The sequence below is a fragment of the Pseudomonas sp. MM211 genome (assembly GCF_020386635.1).
Lineage (GTDB): Bacteria > Pseudomonadota > Gammaproteobacteria > Pseudomonadales > Pseudomonadaceae > Aquipseudomonas.
Map to the genome: position 1 here is coordinate 374709 of NZ_CP081942.1, position 19434 is coordinate 394142.

At 63.2% G+C, this 19434-nt stretch carries 14 protein-coding genes; 3 read left to right on the forward strand and 11 right to left on the reverse strand.

The features are described 5' to 3' along the window. Positions 1 to 31: 31 nt before the first annotated feature. Positions 32 to 316 carry a YciI family protein gene (locus K5Q02_RS01705; RefSeq protein ID WP_225835751.1) on the forward strand — a complete coding sequence of 95 codons (285 nt, stop codon included), beginning with the start codon at positions 32 to 34 and terminating at the stop codon, positions 314 to 316. 71 nt (positions 317 to 387) lie between these two features. Here K5Q02_RS01705 and cyoB read toward each other — a convergent pair whose 3' ends face one another. Genes cyoB through K5Q02_RS01720 form a run of 3 tightly spaced genes read right to left on the reverse strand, consistent with a single transcriptional unit; the run spans position 388 to position 4578 of the window. Continuing rightward, entirely contained in the window at positions 388 to 2343 is a 1956-nt protein-coding gene (gene cyoB, locus K5Q02_RS01710) for a cytochrome o ubiquinol oxidase subunit I (protein ID WP_225835753.1), read from the reverse strand. A gap of 52 nt (positions 2344 to 2395) precedes the next feature. Then, positions 2396 to 2911 (reverse strand): DUF934 domain-containing protein, encoded by a 516-nt coding sequence (locus K5Q02_RS01715; RefSeq protein ID WP_225835755.1) that lies wholly within the window; start codon positions 2909 to 2911, stop codon positions 2396 to 2398. Then, positions 2908 to 4578, reverse strand: a complete 1671-nt coding sequence (locus K5Q02_RS01720; protein ID WP_225835757.1) for a nitrite/sulfite reductase — start codon at positions 4576 to 4578, stop codon at positions 2908 to 2910. Before K5Q02_RS01720 ends, K5Q02_RS01715 begins: the two co-directional genes overlap by 4 nt. A 282-nt stretch (positions 4579 to 4860) precedes the next feature. Between K5Q02_RS01720 and mapR the strand changes: the two genes are divergently transcribed. Beyond that, positions 4861 to 6270: a GntR family transcriptional regulator MpaR gene (gene mapR / locus K5Q02_RS01725; protein ID WP_225835759.1), complete on the forward strand. Its 1410-nt coding sequence runs from the start codon at positions 4861 to 4863 to the stop codon at positions 6268 to 6270. A 47-nt stretch (positions 6271 to 6317) separates the two neighbouring features. On the opposite strand, the gene K5Q02_RS01730 is transcribed toward mapR, so the two are convergent. The 8 genes from K5Q02_RS01730 to K5Q02_RS01765 all read right to left on the reverse strand — a co-directional run bounded on the left by K5Q02_RS01730 (position 6318) and on the right by K5Q02_RS01765 (position 18207). Continuing rightward, the gene (locus K5Q02_RS01730) at positions 6318 to 7076 is read right to left on the reverse strand and encodes a type IV pili methyl-accepting chemotaxis transducer N-terminal domain-containing protein (protein ID WP_225835761.1); all 759 of its coding nucleotides are present in this window, start codon (positions 7074 to 7076) and stop codon (positions 6318 to 6320) included. 274 nt (positions 7077 to 7350) lie between these two features. Further along, on the reverse strand, positions 7351 to 9825 hold the full coding sequence (locus K5Q02_RS01735; RefSeq protein ID WP_225835763.1) for a sensor domain-containing protein: 2475 nt from the start codon (positions 9823 to 9825) through the stop codon (positions 7351 to 7353). Positions 9826 to 10245: 420 nt separating this feature from the next. Beyond that, positions 10246 to 11004, reverse strand: a complete 759-nt coding sequence (locus K5Q02_RS01740) for a TerC family protein (RefSeq protein WP_225835765.1) — start codon at positions 11002 to 11004, stop codon at positions 10246 to 10248. Positions 11005 to 11238: 234 nt separating this feature from the next. Next, the gene (locus K5Q02_RS01745) at positions 11239 to 12996 is read right to left on the reverse strand and encodes a bifunctional protein-serine/threonine kinase/phosphatase (protein ID WP_225835766.1); all 1758 of its coding nucleotides are present in this window, start codon (positions 12994 to 12996) and stop codon (positions 11239 to 11241) included. Between the two features lie 9 nt (positions 12997 to 13005). Next, positions 13006 to 13818 carry a formate/nitrite transporter family protein gene (locus K5Q02_RS01750; RefSeq protein WP_225835767.1) on the reverse strand — a complete coding sequence of 271 codons (813 nt, stop codon included), beginning with the start codon at positions 13816 to 13818 and terminating at the stop codon, positions 13006 to 13008. A 104-nt stretch (positions 13819 to 13922) separates the two neighbouring features. Continuing rightward, the gene (gene nirD, locus K5Q02_RS01755) at positions 13923 to 14303 is read right to left on the reverse strand and encodes a nitrite reductase small subunit NirD (RefSeq protein WP_225835769.1); all 381 of its coding nucleotides are present in this window, start codon (positions 14301 to 14303) and stop codon (positions 13923 to 13925) included. Then, positions 14303 to 16876: a nitrite reductase large subunit NirB gene (gene nirB, locus K5Q02_RS01760; RefSeq protein WP_225835771.1), complete on the reverse strand. Its 2574-nt coding sequence runs from the start codon at positions 16874 to 16876 to the stop codon at positions 14303 to 14305. The genes nirD and nirB overlap by 1 nt, the downstream gene beginning before the upstream one ends. Before the next feature lie 443 nt (positions 16877 to 17319). Further along, entirely contained in the window at positions 17320 to 18207 is an 888-nt protein-coding gene (locus tag K5Q02_RS01765; RefSeq protein ID WP_225835773.1) for a PA4780 family RIO1-like protein kinase, read from the reverse strand. 176 nt (positions 18208 to 18383) lie between these two features. Here K5Q02_RS01765 and ada point away from each other — a divergent pair, with 176 nt between their 5' ends. Beyond that, on the forward strand, positions 18384 to 19424 hold the full coding sequence (gene ada / locus K5Q02_RS01770) for a bifunctional DNA-binding transcriptional regulator/O6-methylguanine-DNA methyltransferase Ada (RefSeq protein ID WP_225835775.1): 1041 nt from the start codon (positions 18384 to 18386) through the stop codon (positions 19422 to 19424). Positions 19425 to 19434: the final 10 nt, after the last annotated feature.

Here is a 19434-nt window from a genome sequence, read left to right on the forward strand (position 1 = left end):
GCAGCGTCACCCATCATCGAAAGGAACCAACATGCCGTTTGCACTGATCGCTCACGATTACCCAGATGCCCTCGAGCGCCGACTTGCCTGCCGTGAACGCCACCTCGCTCGCCTGAAGGCTCTGGCCGGGGAAGGCAAGGTGCTGGGTGGTGGGGTATTGCTGAACGAAGAGGGCAAGATGATTGGCTCGAACGTTCACCTGGGCTTCGAGCAACGCAGCGATCTGCAACGCTGGCTGGACGATGAGCCGTACGTGCTGGAGCGCGTATGGGAACACATCGAAATCCGCGAGATCCGGATGCTCAATCTGAGCTGACAACAACTACCCCGCAAAACAGAAAACCCCTTGTCTCTCGACAAGGGGTTTTCGCGTTCAACATCTAATCGTCAGCCCCGCCCGGCCGCCTCGATCCGCGCGATCTCGTCGGGTTGCACGTAGTAGTCGGTGTCTTCGTCGTAGCTGCGCACGATGAAGCAGGCGATGCTGGCGACGAAGGTCACGCCCACCAGCCACCAGATGTGCCAGATCAGGGCGAAGCACATCAGGGTCATGAACGCTGCGGCGATCAGGCCGATGCCGGTGTTGCGCGGCATGTGGATGGGCCGGAAGGAGGTCGGCGCGGGCTTGAGTCCGTCGCGTTTCATCTCGTGGAATTCGTCGATGCGGTCGCCACGCGGGGTGACCGCGAAGTTGTAGAACGGCGGTGGCGACGAGGTCGACCATTCCAGGGTACGGGCATTCCAGGGGTCGCCGGTGTGGTCGGCCAGTTCCTTGCGCTTGATGATCGACACGGCGAACTGGATCAGCGTGCAGGCGATACCCAGGCCGATCAGCACAGCGCCAATCACGGCCACGTTCAGGTAGGGCTCCCATTCCGGGTTGGTGGTGCTGTTGAGGCGCCGGGTCATGCCCATGAAGCCCAGAATGTAGAGCGGCATGAAGGCCAGGTAGAAGCCGGTTAGCCAGAACCAGAACGATGCCTTGCCCCAGCCCTCGTGGAGCCTGAAGCCGAACACTTTCGGGAACCAGAAGGTGATGCCGGCCATGTAGCCGAACACTGCACCGCCAATGATCACGTTATGGAAGTGGGCGACCAGGAACAGGCTGTTGTGCAGTAGGAAGTCGGCCCCCGGCACCGCCAGCAGCACGCCGGTCATGCCGCCGATGGAGAAGGTGACGATGAAGCCCAGGGTCCACAGGATCGGCGTGGTGAATTCCAGGCGGCCCCGGTACATGGTGAACAGCCAGGTGAAGATCTTCACCCCGGTCGGGATGGCGATGATCATCGTGGCGATGCCGAAGAATGCGTTGACGCTGGCCCCCGAGCCCATGGTGAAGAAGTGGTGCAGCCAGACCACGAACGACAGGAAGGTGATGGCGATGGTCGCCCAGACCATCGAGGCATACCCGAACAGGCGCTTGCGGGCGAACACCGCAGTCACTTCGGAAAACACCCCGAAGGCCGGCAGGATGAGGATGTACACCTCCGGGTGGCCCCAGGCCCAGACCAGGTTCACGTACATCATCGGGCTGCCACCGCCGGTGCTGGTGAACAGGTGGAAGTCCAGATAGCGGTCCAGGGTCAGCATCGCCAGGGCGGCGGTGAGGATCGGGAAGGCGGCGACGATGATCACGCTGGTGCAGAAGATCGTCCAGGTGAAGATCGGCATCTTGAACAGGGTCATGCCCGGGGCACGCATCTTGAGGATGGTGACCAGGAAGTTGACCCCGGTGAGCAGCGTGCCCAGGCCGGAGAGCTGCAGGCTCCAGATGTAGTAATCGACCCCGACGCCAGGGCTGTACTCGATGCCCGAGAGTGGCGGATAGGCCACCCAGCCGGTCATGGCGAATTCACCGACGAACAACGAGATATTGGTCAGCAGCACGCCGCCGACGAACAGCCAGAAACTCAGGGAATTGAGCAGCGGATAGGCGACGTCACGGGCGCCGATCTGCAGCGGTGTGACGATGTTCATCAGGCCGACCACCAGCGGTGTGGCGACGAAGAAGATCATGATCACGCCGTGGGCGGTGAAGATCTGATCGTAGTGATGGGGCGGCAGGTAGCCGCCGTCACCACCGGTGGCCACGGCCAGCTGGGTGCGCATCATGATGGCGTCGGCGAAGCCGCGTAGCAGCATGATCAGGGCGACGAGGATGTACATCACGCCGATCTTCTTGTGGTCGACCGAGGTCAGCCATTCGCGCCACAGCCAGCCCCACTTCCTGAAGTAGGTCAGCGCAGCGAACAGGCCCAGGCCGCCGAGCGCCACGGCGATCATGGTGACGACGAGGATGGGCTCGTGCAGGGGTATCGCGTCGAGGGTCAGTTTTCCGAGCATGTGTCGAATCGGCGCCGGCTGGCGGCGCACGGGCTCCTTGGGTCAGTGGGAATCAGGTGGATGAACGACGACGAAACAGCGGCCTTGGCTCGATGGCCGAGCGGCCGTACTGCACGCTCATGCCGGCTAGGCCCTTGAGGGCGTCGTGCACGGATTTGTCTTCACGTACGGCGAAGCTGTCGAAGCCGCACTGGCGCATATGGCTGAGCTGGTCACGCAGTACGTCACCAACCGCACGCAGCTCGCCACGCCAGCTCAGGCGGGTGCGCAGCAGGTAGGCCTGGCTGTAGCCACGGCCGTCGCGAAAACTGGGGAAGTCGATGGCGATCAGCGGCAGCACGGCGAGCCAGGTCTGCAGCTCGACGGGATCGTCGTCGGGGCTCAGGCACAGGCCGTCGCGGCTGGCCTCGGTGCCCTGCAGCACAGCCTCGTTCTGCCGTTCGCGCCAACGCGCGAAGGGCAGGATCAGCGGGCTTTCTGCGGGCCCATCGTCTTCGCGCAGAAGCATCCAGGGATCGTCGGTGACGACCTGTGCCGCACCATCGCGCAGGGTGATCAGGTTGTTCATGCCGGCTCCCCCGCCTTGCGGTAGACCCGCGCCTTGAACGGCTCGATGCCGACACGCTGCACGGTGTCGATGAAGCGCTCGTCGCCTTCGCGCTGCTCATCGAAGGTCTCGACCAGGCGCTCGATCACGTCCGGCACTTCAGCGGCGCTGAACGACGGGCCGATCACCTTGCCCAGCGCGCTGGCCTTGCCCTGGGCGCCGCCGATGGTCACCTGGTACCACTCGCTGCCGTTCTTATCGACGCCAAGGATGCCGATATTGCCAATGTGGTGATGGCCGCAGGCATTCATGCAGCCGGAGATGTTCAGGCTGATGTCGCCAAGGGCGTGCAGTGCTTCTGCATCCTCGAAACGCTGCTGGATAGCCTGTGCGATGGGAATCGACTTGGCGTTGGCCAGGGCGCAGTAGTCACCACCGGGGCACGCGATCACATCGGTGAGCAAGCCGATATTGGCGCTGCCCAGGCCAATGCTCACGGCACGCTGCCAGAGCGCGTGCAGGTCGGCCTTGCGCACGTCGGGCAGCACCAGGTTCTGTTCGTGGGCCACGCGGATTTCGCCGAACCCATAGCGCTCGGCCAGCTCGGCAACGGCGTCCATCTGCCCGGAGGTCACGTCGCCTGGTGGCAGGCTGGCACCCGGTTTGGTGGACAGCACCACGCTGGCGTAGCCCGGCACCTTGTGGGGCTGCACGTTACGCGACACCCAGCGGGCGAAGGCGGCATCAGCGGCCAGGGCGGTGCCGAAGTCCAGGTCGGCATGGGGCAGCGCAGCATAGGCTGGCGGCGCGAAGGCCGCGGCGACGCGCTGGTACTCGGCGTCGGTCAGCTCGGCAGGGCCGTCCTTGATGTGCTGCCATTCGGCTTCGACTTCCCTGGCGAAGGCTTCGATGCCCAGCGCCTTGACCAGAATCTTGATGCGCGCCTTGTACTTGTTGTCGCGCCGACCATGGCGGTTGTACACGCGCAGGATCGCCTCGACGTAGGACAGCAGATGCCGCCACGGCAGGCCGTCGCGAATCACCTGGCTGAGGATCGGCGTGCGCCCCAGGCCGCCGCCGACCATCACCCGCGCCAGCAGCTCACCAGCGGCATCGCGATACAGGTACAGGCCGACGTCGTGCATGGGTACTGCGGCGCGATCCTGTTCGGCCGCACACAGGGCGATCTTGAACTTGCGCGGCAGGAACAGAAATTCCGGGTTGACCGTCGACCACTGACGGAGGATCTCGGCCAGCGGGCGCGGGTCGAGCAACTCGTCGGCCGCCACCCCGGCGAAGGCTTCGGTGGTGATGTTGCGCACGCAGTTGCCCGAAGTCTGGATGGCGTGCATCTCGACCTCGGCGAGGCGCTCGAGAATGTCCGGCACCTGCTCTAGCTCGATCCAATTGAACTGGATGTTCTGCCGCGTGGTGAAGTGCCCATAGTCGCGGTCGTAATCCCGCGCGATGGTCGCCAGGCTGCGCAGTTGCCGCGCCGACAGGGTGCCGTAGGGAATCGCCACGCGCAGCATGTAAGCGTGCTTCTGCATGTACAGACCGTTCTGCAGGCGCAGCGGCAGGAACTCCTCTTCGCTGAGCTCGCCGCTGATGCGCCGCTGCACCTGATCGCGGAACTGCGCAACGCGCTCGCGCACCAGTGCGTGGTCGTACTCGTCGTAGTGATACATGCAAGGACCTCATTGCCGCCACACACGGCATACAGGCCAGCACTATGGACAAGGGGAGCATTTCGAAACAGACGCAGATAAAACTGAAAAAACCATATCAGAAGCAGAAACTGCTACTGTCCCTGGCTTAAAATCCCCATATGGCAGAGCGCTTCTCGATCTGATCCGTACTTTATCGATAGTGCTGAATCTGTTACCAAAGTCGTCAGGCGGCCATCATCGGTGCCCACGCCACACCGAGCAGCGGCGACTCCCTCCTCCTAACCGCCAGGCCAGGACAGCATGAAACGCTACGAGAAATTCGCCGATGAAATAGCCGGGCTGATCCGCACCGGCGTGCTCGCGCCTGGCGAAAAGGTGCCCTCGGTGCGCCACGCCAGCCGCACTTACGGGGTAAGCCCCTCGACCGTGTTTCAGGCCTATTACCTGCTCGAAGACCGCGGGCTGATCCACGCTCGTGCGCGCTCCGGCTACTTCGTCCGCGAGCACGCCCAGCGCCCGCTGCACGAGCCGGAAGTACGCGCGGGCACGGCGCAGACCACCGATGTCGATGTCAGCGAACTGGTGTTCTCGGTGCTGGGTTCGCTGAAGGACCCGCACACCGTACCTTTCGGCTCGGCCTTCCCCAGCCCGGATCTGTTCCCGCTGGCGCGCCTGGCCCGCTCCATGGCGCAGAGCGTGCGCGACATGCCCAGCCACGCGGTGATCGCTGACATGACCGAGGGCAACCCGGATCTGCGCCGGCAGATCGCCCTGCGCTACATGGTCAGCGGCGTGCGGCTGCCGCTGGAAGAACTGGTGATCACCACCGGCGCCATGGAGGCGCTCAACCTGTGCCTGCAGTCGGTGACCGAACCGGGCGACCTGGTGGCCATCGAAAGCCCGGCGTTCTACGCCACCCTGCAGGTGCTGGAACGGCTCAAGCTCAAGGCGGTGGAAATCCCCGTGCACCCGCGCGAAGGCATCGATCTGGACAGCCTGGCGAGCAGCCTGGAGCACTTGCCGATCAAAGCCTGCTGGTTCATGAGCAGCCTGCAGAACCCGCTCGGTGCGAGCATGAGCGACGACAAGAAACGCGGCCTCTACGACCTGCTGCAACGCCATCAGGTGCCGCTGATCGAAGACGATGTATACGCCGAGCTGTACTACGGCACCCAACCGCCCAAGCCGGTAAAGAGCTTTGACCGCGAAGGCCTGGTGATGCACTGCGGCTCGTTTTCCAAGTGCCTGGCGCCGGGTTATCGGGTCGGCTGGGTCGCCGGTGGCCGCTACGCCCAGCGCATCGCCCGACTCAAGCTGATGACCACCATCTCACCCTCGGTGCCCGCCCAGGCGGCCCTCGCCGACTACCTGCAGCACGGCGGCTACGACCGCCACCTGCGCAAGCTGCGCCATCAACTGGAAACCCAGCAGGCGTCGATGCTGGCCTCGGCCGCGCGGCACTTTCCGGCAGACACACGGGTGACCCGGCCAAGCGGTGGCTATTTTCTCTGGTTCGAATTCGCCGAGCGGGTCGATGCGCTGCAGCTGTTCCGCCTGGCGCTGGCTCAGGGCATCAGCCTGGCGCCGGGGCCGATCTTCTCGGCAACCCGAGGTTTCGGCCATTGCGCACGGCTCAACCACGGCCACCCGTGGAGCACGCAGAGCGAGCAGGCCATGGCGACGCTGGGGCGGATCATCGATTCGTTCTGAGGGTGCACGAGCGGGTGCTCATCCCGGGCGGGATGAGCACCGCAGGATCAGAGCTGGTCGCCCTGCAGGCCGGCGTAGAGGCGGGTCATTTCGTTCAGTTGGCGGAACATCGACTCGGCATTCACGGCAACGATGGTCGGCACGAAGTCCTTGGAGGCGAAGGCCTTGGTCGCGAACTGCCAGCGCGCGTCGGTCTTGCGCAGCGCGGCGGCGATAGCCTCATTCGGCGCGCCGTTGGCCTGCAGCTCCTTCATGATGCTGTCGAATTCCTTCACCGAGGCGTCGAAGTTGGCATCCAGATTGGGCGCCTGCACACCCCAGGCGCGGGCCATGTAGAACATCGCGGTACGCTGGGTGAGCACGCGGTTCCAGCCACTGCGGTTGATCGCGTGCGAGGCGGCGTCACCGTTGTGCTTCTCGAACAGGTCGGTGACGTGCTGGCACTGCTTCACCAGTTCCTCGGCCTTGGCCAGCATGGCCGGTGCTTGGGCCTTGTCCGGCGTGGCGGTGATCATGGCGCGGTAGGCCGTCCAGATCACCTCGACCTGGCCCAGCGCAGCGCGGACTTCGTCGTTGGTGGGGTGAGCCTTGAGCTGGGCGTGATGATCCTCGAACAGCGCGATGCTGGTGTTGAGCTGTTTGGTGGCGTCATCGACCTTCACGTCGGAGCCGATCATCAGGTAATCCTTGGCCATGATCTGGCCGAGACTGCGCTGCAGACCCGCCATGTTCATCGCTTCCAACGGCTTCATTTCAGCCCAGCTGGCGAAGCTGATCAGGCTGAGGCCTAACAGGAGCGTTCCCATGCAACGTTTAATCAACTCGGTATCCTCATGCGCTCTAAGGGTCGACCCAGCGATGCAAATACCGCGCGAGAGAGCGGAGCAAGCGGCACTGGTTGACCTGAGTGAATACTGGAGCGCGGAGGCAGCAAAGGTTGCCAAGATTCCGACGCCAGCGATTTTTGAATTCTAATCCATACGCCCGTCGTTGACGTGTCGCTGATACGCGATACATCACCATCCGGCGGGCGAACATGGAGATTGGTGACGCCCGTCACACTGGCCGCCCCCTACTGGCCTACTCCAGCACCTCGATACGCTCACCAGCCGGCTGCGGCCGGCCGAACAGGTAGCCCTGGAAGTGCGAGCAACCTTCCGCCTTGAGCTGCTCGAACTGCGCATCAGTTTCCACGCCTTCGGCAGTGGTTTTGATCAGCAGGCTGCTACTCATACCAGTGATTGCACGCACGATCGACAATGCCTCACGACTTTCGCCCATATCCTGAACGAAGGACTTGTCGATCTTGATCCGGTCGAAGGAGAAGGATCGCAGGTAGCCCAATGAAGAATAGCCGGTACCGAAGTCGTCGAGCGCGATGTTTACGCCAAGTGCCTTGAGCGCCTTGAGGGTGTCGATGTTGCCTTCGCTGTTTTCCAGCAACACTGATTCGGTTATCTCCAGCTCCAGGCGCTCGGGCTCCAGCCCTGAGTCGGAGAGTGCCAGGCGGACGACCTTGACGAGGTCGCTGTTCTTGAACTGCACAGGCGACAGGTTGACCGCCACCGTCTGCCTACCTGGCCAGCTCGCGGCCTCCTGGCACGCGAGATTGAGCGCGCGGGCGCCCACGTCGTGGATCAACCCGGTTTCTTCGGCGATGGGAATGAAGTCCAGCGGCATGATCAGACCATTGCTCGGGTGCTGCCAGCGCATCAGGGCTTCGTAACCGGAGATCTGGTTAGTGCCATTATCGACGATCGGCTGGTAATAGAGCTGCAACTGGCCGAGGTGAAGCGCGGTGCGCAGATCCATCTCCATGGTGCGGCGGCGCCGCGCTGCAACGTCCAATTCGGCGTGGAAGCATTCGTAACGGTTGCGCCCATTGCGCTTGGCCTCATAGAGCGCCAGGTCGGCGTAGCGCATCAGTTGGTCGGCCTGCTGCTGATCATCTGGCGAGAGGGCAATGCCGATACTCACGCCGACCGAGAAGCTGTGGCCGTCGATCAGAAACACCGGCGCCACGGCCGCGATCAGCCGCTTGGCGGTGCGCTGCGCATCTTCGGCGTTCTCCAGGCCGTTAAGCACCACGGCGAACTCATCGCCACCGAGCCGCGCCAGGGTGTCACGCTCGCGCAACACGCCCTTGAGGCGCTGGCCCAGGGAACGCAGCAGGCGATCGCCAAAGGCATGGCCAAGGGCATCGTTGATGTTCTTGAAGTTATCCAGATCCAGGCAAAGAACCGCGGTCAGCAGCCCTTTTTCCTCGCCATCACGCAGTGCCTCATCGAGACGCTCACCGAACAGTGTGCGGTTGGGCAGCCCGGTCAGGGCATCGTGATGGGCCATGTGATGGATCTGCGCATGGGCGGCGAGCTCGTCGGTGACATCCTCGGCAATCAGTAGCACGTAGCTGGTCTGGTACTCGATGCTACTGCTGAGCAGCACGCGAGTGCGCAGCATGCGCTGGCCCATCTGCGTATCCAGGCAATCTTCGGAAAGATGAAGGGCATCGATCCGAATGCAGTGCTCCGTCTGTTGCTCGATATAGTCGACGATGGCAGGTGCCAGACACTCGTCGGCACGGCGCCCGAGCATGTCCTTGGTGCTGCAGCCAAACAGCTTCTCTGCCTGTGGGTTGGCCAGCAGGATCTGCCGGCTAGTGGTGTCCTGGACGATGACGCTGGCCGGGATATTGGAAATCACCGAGTCGAGGAAGCGCGACAACGACGCCATTTCCTCGCTGTAATTTTCCGCCAGTTCCTTGGCCTTGAGCAGTTCCAGTTCGTTCTGTCGGCGCTCGGTAATATCGCGAGTAATCTTGGCGAAGCCGATCAGTTGGCGGTCGTCATCGTAGATGGCATCGATCACCACGCTGGTCCAGAACGGTGAGCCGTCCTTACGTACGCGCACGCCCTCGGCTTCGAAACGCCCTTCACGACGGGCCGTTTCCAGGCCACGGCTGGGCAAACCGGCGGCGCGGTCTTCCGGGGTATAGAACACCGAGAAGTGCTGGCCAACGATCTCCTCGGCCTTATAACCCTTGGCACGCTCGGCACCGGCGTTCCAGTTCTCCACATGGCCCTGAGGGTCGAGCATGTAGATGGCGTAATCGGTGACGCCCTGCACCAGCAGGCGAAAACGTCGCTCCTGCTCGCGCTGCTCGATCTGTAACTGGCGCTGTTCAGTGCAATCACGGGTGATCTTGGCGAAACCGATCAGCTGGCCATCGTCATCACGTACCGCATCGATAATCACATGCGCCCAGAATTCGCTACCGTCCTTGCGCAGGCGCCAGCCCTGAGCCTCGAAGCGTCCGGTATCACGAGCCTGCCGCAGGCCGCGTTCCGGCACGCCAGCGGCGCGCTCCTGCTCGCTGTAGAACACCGAGAAATGCTGACCGACGATCTCCGCTGCCAGGTAACCCTTGGCACGCTGGGCACCAGCGTTCCAGTTGGTCACTACCCCCTCGGGGCTGAGCATGTAGATGGCGTAGTCCACCACGCTCTGCACCAGCAGGCGATACATCACGTCGGCGTTGGGGTTTGTGAGGAGCATGGCAGCCGTCCTGGGGAAATCCTGAAAAGGCGCGATCCACGGCGTTCTCTCAGCCAGATGGAGCGTGCGCGAAAAGTCGTTCGAGCAACGAAAGAACCATCACTCTGGCTTGTTCGAAAGCCGCCACAGGGTAGCGATGGATGATTCGCTGACAGGCGAATTCGCCTTGGCATTTCCCGGTTCAGGTAATGACAATTAACTGTATCGGCAGGAGCGGATGGGGTATGAGCCGACTGTTTTACCTGGCTCGAACGGACATGCAGCCTCGTCCACTCACTGGTCGTGGGGGGATTTTGCCGCGCAAGATGGCACTCTGCCAGCAAAATATGACTGAACGGTCAGTCTTTGCCGAGAAGGGAAGTAGCGGGGAGGTGAAGCATTCAGCCACCCCCCTGCCATGGCAGGGGGAGGTGTGCCGGTTCAAGGCGCCTTGTTGGCCTCGGCAGCCGCCTTGCGACGACTCCTGCGAGACAACATGTTGAGCCCCTCGATGATGGCGGAGAAAGCCATCGCCGCGTAGATGTAGCCCTTCGGCACATGGGCACCGAAGCCTTCGGCGATCAGCGTCATGCCGATCATGATGAGGAACCCCAGGGCCAACATCACCACGGTCGGATTGTTGGCGATGAAGCGCGCCAGCGGGTTGGCTGCGACCAGCATCACGGTGACGGCGGCAACCACGGCGATGACCATGATCGGCACGTGCGGCGTCATGCCCACGGCGGTGATGATGCTATCGACCGAGAACACCAGGTCGAGCAGCAGGATCTGCACGATGGCAGCGCCGAAACCCAGGCTGGCGGCCCGGCCGACGAACATGTCGCCTTCTGGCTCCGGGTCCATGGAGTGATGGATTTCCTTGGTCGCCTTCCAGAGCAGGAACAGACCACCGGCGATGAGGATGATGTCCTTCCAGGAGAACGCCTGGCCGAACAGCTCGATCACCGGCTCCACCAATTGGACGATCCACGCCACGGTGCCGAGCAGGCCCAGACGCAGCACAAGCGCCGCACCAATACCCAGGCGCCGCGCTTTGTCACGCTGATGCTCGGGCAGCTTGTTGGTGAGGATGGAAATGAAGATCAGGTTGTCGATGCCGAGTACCACTTCCATTACCACCAGAGTGGCAAGGGCGACCCAGGCAGTTGGGTCGCTAGCTAGTTGCAGGAGATAGTCCACGATCACGCACTTTATGGCTGAACAGAAGGCGCATTCTGTCCTGTTGCCAGAAGAACAAATATGACAATTTGCGACAAATTATTTCATTAAGTTACCTCACCATCAGCGCCCCGAAAGCGTGCGCTGGCGGGGTCTCCACGGCTTCACGGCATGGCGGATGCGCAGCGGCCAGGCAAGGCCAAGGGCTGTAGTGACGACCGTCGGAAACATCGCTCAGTACAGCCTCCCGTTCAGCTACTGGCGCGCCAGCAATACCACCACCGTCAACGCCAGGAGCAGACAACTGACTTGCCAGAACAACAGCGGGTTGCGCTCCAGTAACGGTACCCGACCACGGCGCAGCAGTGCCTGACCCGGGTGGCGCAAGGCATGGGCAAATTCGTCAGGGTCGTCATAGCGCTTCAGCGGATCCGGATGGCAGGCCTTGCGCAGCACATCATCGAGCCACAGCGGCAGCTCGCGTTCTGGCTGGCCGAGCGGCGTGTAGCGCAGCCGCGCCTGGGCCGTGCGGGTTCGTGCCCGTGCCATGCCCGCTCCGTAAGGCAGCCGGCCAGTGAGCATCTGGTAGGCGATTACCGCCAGGGAGAACACGTCCGAGCGCACCGTGCCCGGCTCGCCGAGCCAGTATTCCGGGGCACTGTACTGCGCGGTGCCGAGTATCGGGTCGTCCGCCTGGCGGCTGTCGATCTCCTGCAGGCCCGCCACGCGGGTGGCGCCGAAATCGATGATTTTCACCGTACCGGTGGCATCGATCATCAGGTTGGCGGGGCGCAGATCCTGATGGAGCATTTCCAGGCGGTGGAAGGCACGCAGGCCACGGGCGACCTGCTCGACGATGCTGCGTACGGTCTCCAGATCCGGGCGCGGGTGATCGATCATCCACTGGGCCAGGGTCTGGCCTTCGATGAATTCGCTGACGCCGTACAGGAAGTTGCGCTTGCGGGTCGGCGCACAGGCTTTGAGTACGTGGGGGCTGTCGACGCGCCGGGCGATCCACTCCTCCATGAGAAAGCGCTCTAGGTAGCCGGCATCATGCTGCAGATCCAGCGAAGGCGTCTTGATCACCACGGTGGCGCCGCTGTCTTCGTCGGTGGCCAGGTACACGTGGCTGCGCGCGCTGGCGTGCAGCGGGCGAACGATACGGTAGCCGTCGAAGAGCATGCGCGCTTCCAGAATCGGCGGGCACGGCAGCTCGCCGAGCTTGTGCTGCAACTCGTCGGCCTCAGCGCGCGGCAGGCTGTCGACGCGTACCAGTTGCAGAGTCAGGTTGTCGTCGCTGCCATTGGCCAGCGCCTGGTCGACGATACGCCGGGCGGCGAGTTGCAGGTCGTCGGCGTGTTCGGCGACGCAATCAATCATGAACCGCGAATCGACGAATTCGTAGACGCCGTCTGTGGCCAGCAGGAACAGGTCGCCGCTCTCGATCGCCAGCGCTTGGTAGTCGATCTCCAACTGCGGCTGGATGCCCAGGGCACGGCTCAGGTAGCTCTTTTCCTGGCCCACCCAGACGCGGTGATCGCGGGTCAGCGGCTCTAGGGAGCCGTCGCGCAGGCGGTAAATGCGTGTGTCGCCGACGTGGAACAGGTGCGCGGTGGTCGACTTCAGCACCAAGGCGCTGAAGGTGCATACGTAGCCGCGATCCATGTCGTAGCGATGCTGGCCGCGTCGCGTCTGGGCGTGCAGCCAGGCATTGGTGGCGCTGAGTACACGGGTGACCGAGGTCTTCACGGACCAGGCTTCGCTGGTACTGAAATAGTCGGAGAGGAACGCCGCCACCGCCGTTTCACTGGCGATGTGGCTGACGTCGCTGCTGCTGATGCCGTCAGCCAGGGCGATGGCGATGCCCTTGCTGCTCAGTTGCGGCTCATGGGGCACGCAGAGGCCATGAAAGTCCTGATTGCGTGCCTTGCGGCCCTTGTCCGAGCACTGGCCGATGCTGACCTGCAGGTGGCTCTTCCTGCCCGTCCAGAGGTTTTCAGCAGCAGCGGCCATTGACGGTACTCAGTTGTAGTTACGCTTGGGCGCGGTTTTCACGTGAGTGGTGTAGAGGGTCAGGCCGGTGAAGGCCAGGCCGCCAACCAGGTTGCCCAGTGCGGTGGGAATTTCGTTCCAGATCATGTAGTCCATCACCGAGAAATCGCCGCCCATGATCATCCCGAAGGGGAACAGAAACATGTTCACCACCGAGTGTTCGAAGCCCATGTAGAAGAACAGCATGACCGGCATCCACATGGCGATGGTCTTGCCGCTGACGGTGGTGGAGATCATCGCGCCGACCACACCCATGGACACCATCCAGTTGCACAGCATGCCGCGCAGGAAAATGGTCAGCCAGCCGGCCGTGCCGAACTCGGCGTAGCCCAGAGTGCGCGACTCGCCGATGTGCGAAATCTTCTCGCCGATCTCACCCGCGCTGGTCGAGAAGCCATAGGTGAAGACGAAAGCCATCATCACGGCGACCGTCAGTGCCCCGGCGAAGTTGCCGGTGAACACCAGCCCCCAGTTGCGCAGCACGCCACCGACGGTGACCCCCGGACGCTTGTCGAGCAGTGCCAGCGGAGCGAGGACGAATACCCCGGTAAGCAGGTCGAAGCCCATCAGGTACAGCATGATGAAACCGACCGGGAAGAACGCTGCGCCAAGCAGCGGCGAACCCGTCTGGACAGTGATAGTGATGGCGAACACCGCCGCCAGGGCCAGAATCGCACCGGCCATGAAGGCGCGGATCAGGGTATCGCGGGTCGACATGAAGATCTTCGACTCGCCGGCATCCACCATCTTTGTGACGAATTCGGCAGGAACCAGGTAGGACATGGAGATGCTCTCTTTTCAGGTATGCAAACGGGAGTGAGGGGGCGAATGGGCCGGGGCGCCTGCTTGGCGTTCTTCTCCGGCCTTCGCGGTAAGTCGTCGAGCGTTCAGCTCGCCAGGCCGATTTCCACGGTGTCGCCATTGAGCCGCACCGGCCAAACGCGCAGGCGCTGCTCCGGGTACTCGAGGCAAGTGCCGTCAGCCAGGCGGAAATGCTGTTTGTAGAGCGGCGAGGCGATCACCAGATCCCCCTTGATCTGGCCGATCAGGCCGCGGCCGATGACGTTGGCGCCGGATTTCGGGTCGCGGTTTTCCACCGCGAACAGTTGCTCGCCAGCCTCGCTGTGGGGCAGATGGAACAGGGCGATCTGCGCACCCTCGAGCCAGGCCACCACGCCCGAATTGGCGACCAGATCCTGGCTGCTGCACAGCGGTTGCCACTCGGTGGCGGGAAGCGATTGGGCGCGCACGGCATTGGACTGGCTCATCAGAGCACCTCCTCGGTAACGGGAATCAGGTGGAGTTCACTGGCGGTCATGGGGCGGCGCTGGCCGCGTTCCTTGACGAAATGGATGTCCGGATCGCCGCGCTTGTCGTTGACGAAGGTGCGGAAGCGCTTGAGCTTCTCCGGATCCTTGAGGGCACCGGCCCATTCGCACTCGTAGCGGTCGACCACCAGTTGCATCTGCGCTTCCAGCTCATTGCCCAGGCCCAGGCTGTCGTCGAGGATCACCGCCTTGAGGTAATCCAGGCCGCCTTCCAGCGACTCGCGCCATACCGAGGTGCGCTGCAGCTTGTCGGCGGTGCGCACGTAGAACATCAGCACGCGGTCGATGGTGCGGATCAGCGCTTCGTCATCCAGGTCGGTGGCGAACAGCTCGGCATGCCGCGGGCGCATGCCGCCGTTGCCGCACACATAGAGGTTCCAGCCCTTGTCGGTGGCGATCACGCCGATGTCCTTGCTCTGCGCTTCGGCACACTCACGGGTACAGCCGCTGACCGCGAACTTGATCTTGTGCGGCGAGCGCAGGCCCTTGTAGCGATCCTCCAGGCGCAGTGCCATGCCAACGCTGTCCTGCACGCCGTAGCGGCACCAGGTGCTGCCCACGCAGGACTTCACGGTACGCAGCGACTTGCCATAGGCATGCCCGGTCTCGAAGCCGGCGGCGATCAGCTCGCTCCAGATTTCCGGCAGTTCGTGCAACTGAGCGCCGAACAGGTCGATACGCTGACCGCCGGTGATCTTGGTGTAGAGGTCGTATTTCTTCGCCACGGCGCCGATGGCGATCAGCCCGTCCGGGGTGATCTCGCCACCGGGAATACGCGGCACCACCGAGTAGGTGCCGTTCTTCTGCATGTTGGCCATGAAGGTGTCGTTGGTGTCCTGCAGCGGGATCAGCGACGGGTCGGTGATCGGCTGGTTCCAGCACGACGCGAGGATCGAGCCGACCGCTGGCTTGCAGATATCGCAGCCGGTGTGGCCGCGGCCATGCTTGGCCAGCAGTTCTTCGAAACTGAGCACACCTTCCACCCGGACGATGGCGTACAGCTCCTGACGGGTATGGGCGAAGTGCTCGCAGAGGCTCTTGTCCACCGCTACGCCGCGGGCGCTCAGCTCATGCTCGAAGACCTGTTTGAGCAAGGCGCTGCAACCACCGCAACCGCTGCCGGCCTTGGTGATGGCCTTCAGCTCGCCGAGGTCGGTGATGCCGGCGTCGACCTGGCAGCACACCGCGCCCTTGCTGACGTTGTGGCAGGAGCAGATGGTCGCGGTATCCGGCAGCGCATCGGCGCCCAGGGTCGGCGCGCCGTCGGACAGCGGCAGAATCAGGCTGGACGGATCGGCCGGCAGCTTGATGCCGTTCTGGGCGTACTGCAGCAGGGTGTCGTAATAGCTGTTGTCGCCGACCAGCACGGCGCCGATGACGTGCTGACCATCCGGCGAGACCACCAGACGGCGGTAGCTGGCATTGGCTTCGTCGATGTAGCGATAGCTCTTGGCACCCGGTGTGGCGGCGTGGGCATCGCCGATGGAGCCGACGTCGACGCCAAGCAGCTTGAGCTTGGTCGACATGTCGGCGCCGGTAAACAGTTCGTGCGGCTCGCCAGCCAGCTGAGCGGCGACATTGCGGGCCATCGAATAGCCCGGCGCGACCAGACCGAAGACCATGCCATTCCAGGACGCGCATTCGCCGATGGCAAAGATCGCCGGGTCGCTGGTGCGGCAGTCGTTGTCGACCACCACGCCACCGCGGGTCGCGATGTCGAGGCCAGCGGCACGGCCGAGGGCGTCCTGCGGACGAATACCGGCGGAAAACACGATCAGGTCGGTCTCAAGATACTCACATTTACCATCAGCGCCATCGCTGAATTTCATGCGGTAGGCATATTCCTCACCGATGACGATCTCCTGGGTGGCGCGCGACAGATGCACACCCACACCAAGGGCCTCGATGCGCGCCCGCAGTGCGTCGCCACCGTCGTTATCCAGCTGTACCGGCATCAGGCGCGGTGCGAACTCCACCACGTGGGCTTCCAGACCAAGTGACTTCAGCGCGTTGGCCGCCTCCAGACCGAGCAGGCCACCGCCGACCACCACACCACGGCGGGCTTTGGTCGCGGCAGCGCGGATACCGTCGAGGTCGTCCAGGGTGCGGTAGACCAGGCGCGAATTGCCCTCGGCGCCCGGAATCGGCGGTACGAACGGATAGGAACCGGTGGCCAGCACCAAACGGTCGTAGCCGCGACGGCCCTTGGTGGTGACGACTTCGCGGTTCTCGCGGTCGATTTCCAGCACCTGCTCGCCGAGGTGCAGGTGTACGCCGTTGCGGGCGTACAGATCAGGCTCGCCCAGGGCCAGGGCTTCGGCATCCTTGCCGGAGAAGTACTCGGACAGGTGCACACGGTCGTAGGCGCGCTGGCGTTCTTCGCCATACACGTGCACCTGATAGCGATGCAGGGCACCGCTGGCGATCAACTGCTCCACACAGTGGTGGCCGACCATGCCGTTGCCGATGACGATCAGGTTCTCGCGCTTGATCGATGTGACGATGGAATTCATAGCCTGCCCTCTGTCTGCTGCGGTATCACGGTTTTCTGCAACGCAAAAAAAAGACGCCTGGAGCTGTTGTCAGCTTCAGGCGTCTTTGCCTTGGATTCAGTTATGTAGTTTTGGGGGATGGCGGGCCACATTGCCCAGGCTCATCACCGCTGGCAGCCGAAGCGGCCAGGGTGCCTGCACGGTCAGGCAGGTCACAGGGAGTGAATAGCAGGTTGCATGCCAACGTTTCGAGAAACGCTGCAGCTCAGCAATGGCGGGGAATTCAGACAGGGATGAAGACAGCAGACAGTTAAAACAGACACTGACACAGCGAACCAAAATAGAGCATCACACCCTTTAACTCACCGTTTCAGGGCACGATCACACAGCAGGGCGGGCCGAGCGGCGATCCGCTTCAGCGGTAGGGTGGGCTTTAGCCCACCTCCACTAAACTCCGGCCACACTCAGCGCTCCCAGGGCGGAGGCGGCTCGCTGTCCTTGGGCTCATCCTCGGCGTTGAGCACGGCCTGGCGACGCGCTTCATCGGCCAGAGCGGCCTTGATCTCGCGCAGCACAGCGTCGACGTCAGCGTCGTCCTCGGGGTCATCGAATTCACCGGTCAACACACTATCGGGCGTCAGCTTGCCGTCTTCGTAGAGCGCCCACATTTCCTTGGCGTACTTGGTGAACTTGAGCTCCGGTGCGAACTGGCCGAAATAGGCGGCCATGTTGCCGACGTCACGTTCGAGCATCTTGAAGGCGTGGTTGTTACCCGCCGCATCCACCGCCTGGGGCAGATCGATGATCACCGGGCCTTCCGGGCCGAGCAGCACGTTGAACTCGGACAAGTCGCCATGCACCAGGCCGGCGCAGAGCATCTTGACGATTTCGTCGATCATGAACGCGTGGAATTCGCGGGCGTCTTCGGGGTGCAGGTCGACGTCGTTGAGGCGCGGCGCTACGCCACCCTCGCCGTCACCGACCAGCTCCATGAGCAGCACACCTTCGAGAAAGTCATAGGGCTTGGGCACCCGGACGCCGGCGCTGGCCAGGCGAAACAGGGCCGCCACCTCGGCGTTCTGCCAGGCGTCTTCCTGTCCCTTGCGACCATACTTGGAGCCTTTGGCCATAGCCCTTGCATCACGGCTGTTGCGTACCTTGCGCCCTTCCTGATACTCGGCGGCCTGGCGGAAACCACGCTTGTTGGCCTCTTTGTAGACCTTGGCGCAGCGCAGTTCGGTACCGCAACGCACCACATAGACCGCTGCTTCCTTACCGCTCATCAAAGGGCGTATCACCTCGTCCACCAGGCCGTCTTCGACCAGGGGCTCAATGCGTTTTGGCGTCTTCATCAGCTTTTATCAGGGTCCTCCTCAGTGGTCTATGCGGCCCTTTTATACGGCAATCCTGAGGCAGCGCCCAGCCTCTGCAGAAAATGTGCAGCAGCCGCAAAGTTTGAAAGCGTGATTGGCACTGGCGTGGAACACGGCGACTGCGGACAATCGCGGCACTGTTACAGGAGGTGAACATGCCGCAAGAACGCCACTGGCGGGCTGTGTGCGAGCGCGATGCGACGCAGGACGGTCAATTCGTCTTCGCCGTGCGCTCGACCGGTATTTACTGCCGACCCAGTTGCCCGGCACGCCGGCCGCGTCGTGAGAATGTCAGCTTCCATGCCACACCTGCGCAAGCCGAGGCAGCGGGCTATCGACCCTGCAAACGCTGCACGCCACAGGGCAGCAGCCCGGCCGAGCAACTCGATGCACTGGTGGCCGCGGCCTGTCGCCTGCTCGATGAGGCCGACAAACCGCCAACACTTGTCGAGCTTGCTGCGCGCATCGGGCTATCCCCGTCACACCTGACCAGAGCCTTCAAGGCCCGCACCGGGATGACGCCCAAGGCCTGGGTCAGCGCCCGCCAACGTGAGCGCCTGGAACTCGAACTGCCCCAGGCGGATTCGCTGCTCGATGCTGCGCTGAACAGTGGTTACTCCAGTACCCGAGCGCTCTACGAACGAGCCGATGGCGTCAGCGCAGCCAGCCGTCGCAAAGGTGCCGCCGGGGAACGGCTGCGCATGGCCGTGGCGCCCAGCCCACTCGGCTATCTGCTGCTGGCGAGCAGCGACAAGGGGCTCTGTGCCCTATTGTTCGGCGAGTCGGAGGACGTAGTCGAGGCGGAGCTGCGCCAGCGTTTCCCCGCCGCAACGCTGCAACGTGATGACGAGGCGCTGCAGGATTGGCTACACGAGGTGCTGAGGCAGATCGAGGAACCGGCACGCGCCGCCCGCCTGCCACTGGATCTACGCGGCACCGCCTTTCAGCAGTTGGTATGGCAGGCCTTGCGAGCCATTCCCACGGGGCAGACGCGCAGCTACGGCCAACTGGCCGCCAGCCTCGGCAGCCACCCACGGGCCATTGCCCGAGCCTGCTCCAGCAATCCATTGGGTTTGCTGGTGCCCTGTCACCGCGTTACCTCAGCCGATGGCAGCCTCGGCGGCTACCGCTGGGGCGTGGCACGCAAGTCAGCCTTGCTCAAGGCCGAAGCCGAGGCGCTCAGCCGCGAAGATTGATCGAGCAGGC

Coding starts and splice junctions, on each gene's coding strand:
- K5Q02_RS01765 (WP_225835773.1), bottom strand. CDS start 18,207: ATGAAGACGCCAAAACGCATTGAGCCCCTGGTCGAAGACGGCCTGGTG.
- K5Q02_RS01730 (WP_225835761.1), bottom strand. CDS start 7,076: ATGGGAACGCTCCTGTTAGGCCTCAGCCTGATCAGCTTCGCCAGCTGG.
- nirB (WP_225835771.1), bottom strand. CDS start 16,876: ATGAATTCCATCGTCACATCGATCAAGCGCGAGAACCTGATCGTCATC.
- K5Q02_RS01750 (WP_225835767.1), bottom strand. CDS start 13,818: ATGTCCTACCTGGTTCCTGCCGAATTCGTCACAAAGATGGTGGATGCC.
- ada (WP_225835775.1), top strand. CDS start 18,384: ATGCCGCAAGAACGCCACTGGCGGGCTGTGTGCGAGCGCGATGCGACG.
- K5Q02_RS01720 (WP_225835757.1), bottom strand. CDS start 4,578: ATGTATCACTACGACGAGTACGACCACGCACTGGTGCGCGAGCGCGTT.
- nirD (WP_225835769.1), bottom strand. CDS start 14,303: ATGAGCCAGTCCAATGCCGTGCGCGCCCAATCGCTTCCCGCCACCGAG.
- K5Q02_RS01715 (WP_225835755.1), bottom strand. CDS start 2,911: ATGAACAACCTGATCACCCTGCGCGATGGTGCGGCACAGGTCGTCACC.
- K5Q02_RS01745 (WP_225835766.1), bottom strand. CDS start 12,996: ATGGCCGCTGCTGCTGAAAACCTCTGGACGGGCAGGAAGAGCCACCTG.
- K5Q02_RS01735 (WP_225835763.1), bottom strand. CDS start 9,825: ATGCTCCTCACAAACCCCAACGCCGACGTGATGTATCGCCTGCTGGTG.
- mapR (WP_225835759.1), top strand. CDS start 4,861: ATGAAACGCTACGAGAAATTCGCCGATGAAATAGCCGGGCTGATCCGC.
- K5Q02_RS01705 (WP_225835751.1), top strand. CDS start 32: ATGCCGTTTGCACTGATCGCTCACGATTACCCAGATGCCCTCGAGCGC.
- cyoB (WP_225835753.1), bottom strand. CDS start 2,343: ATGCTCGGAAAACTGACCCTCGACGCGATACCCCTGCACGAGCCCATC.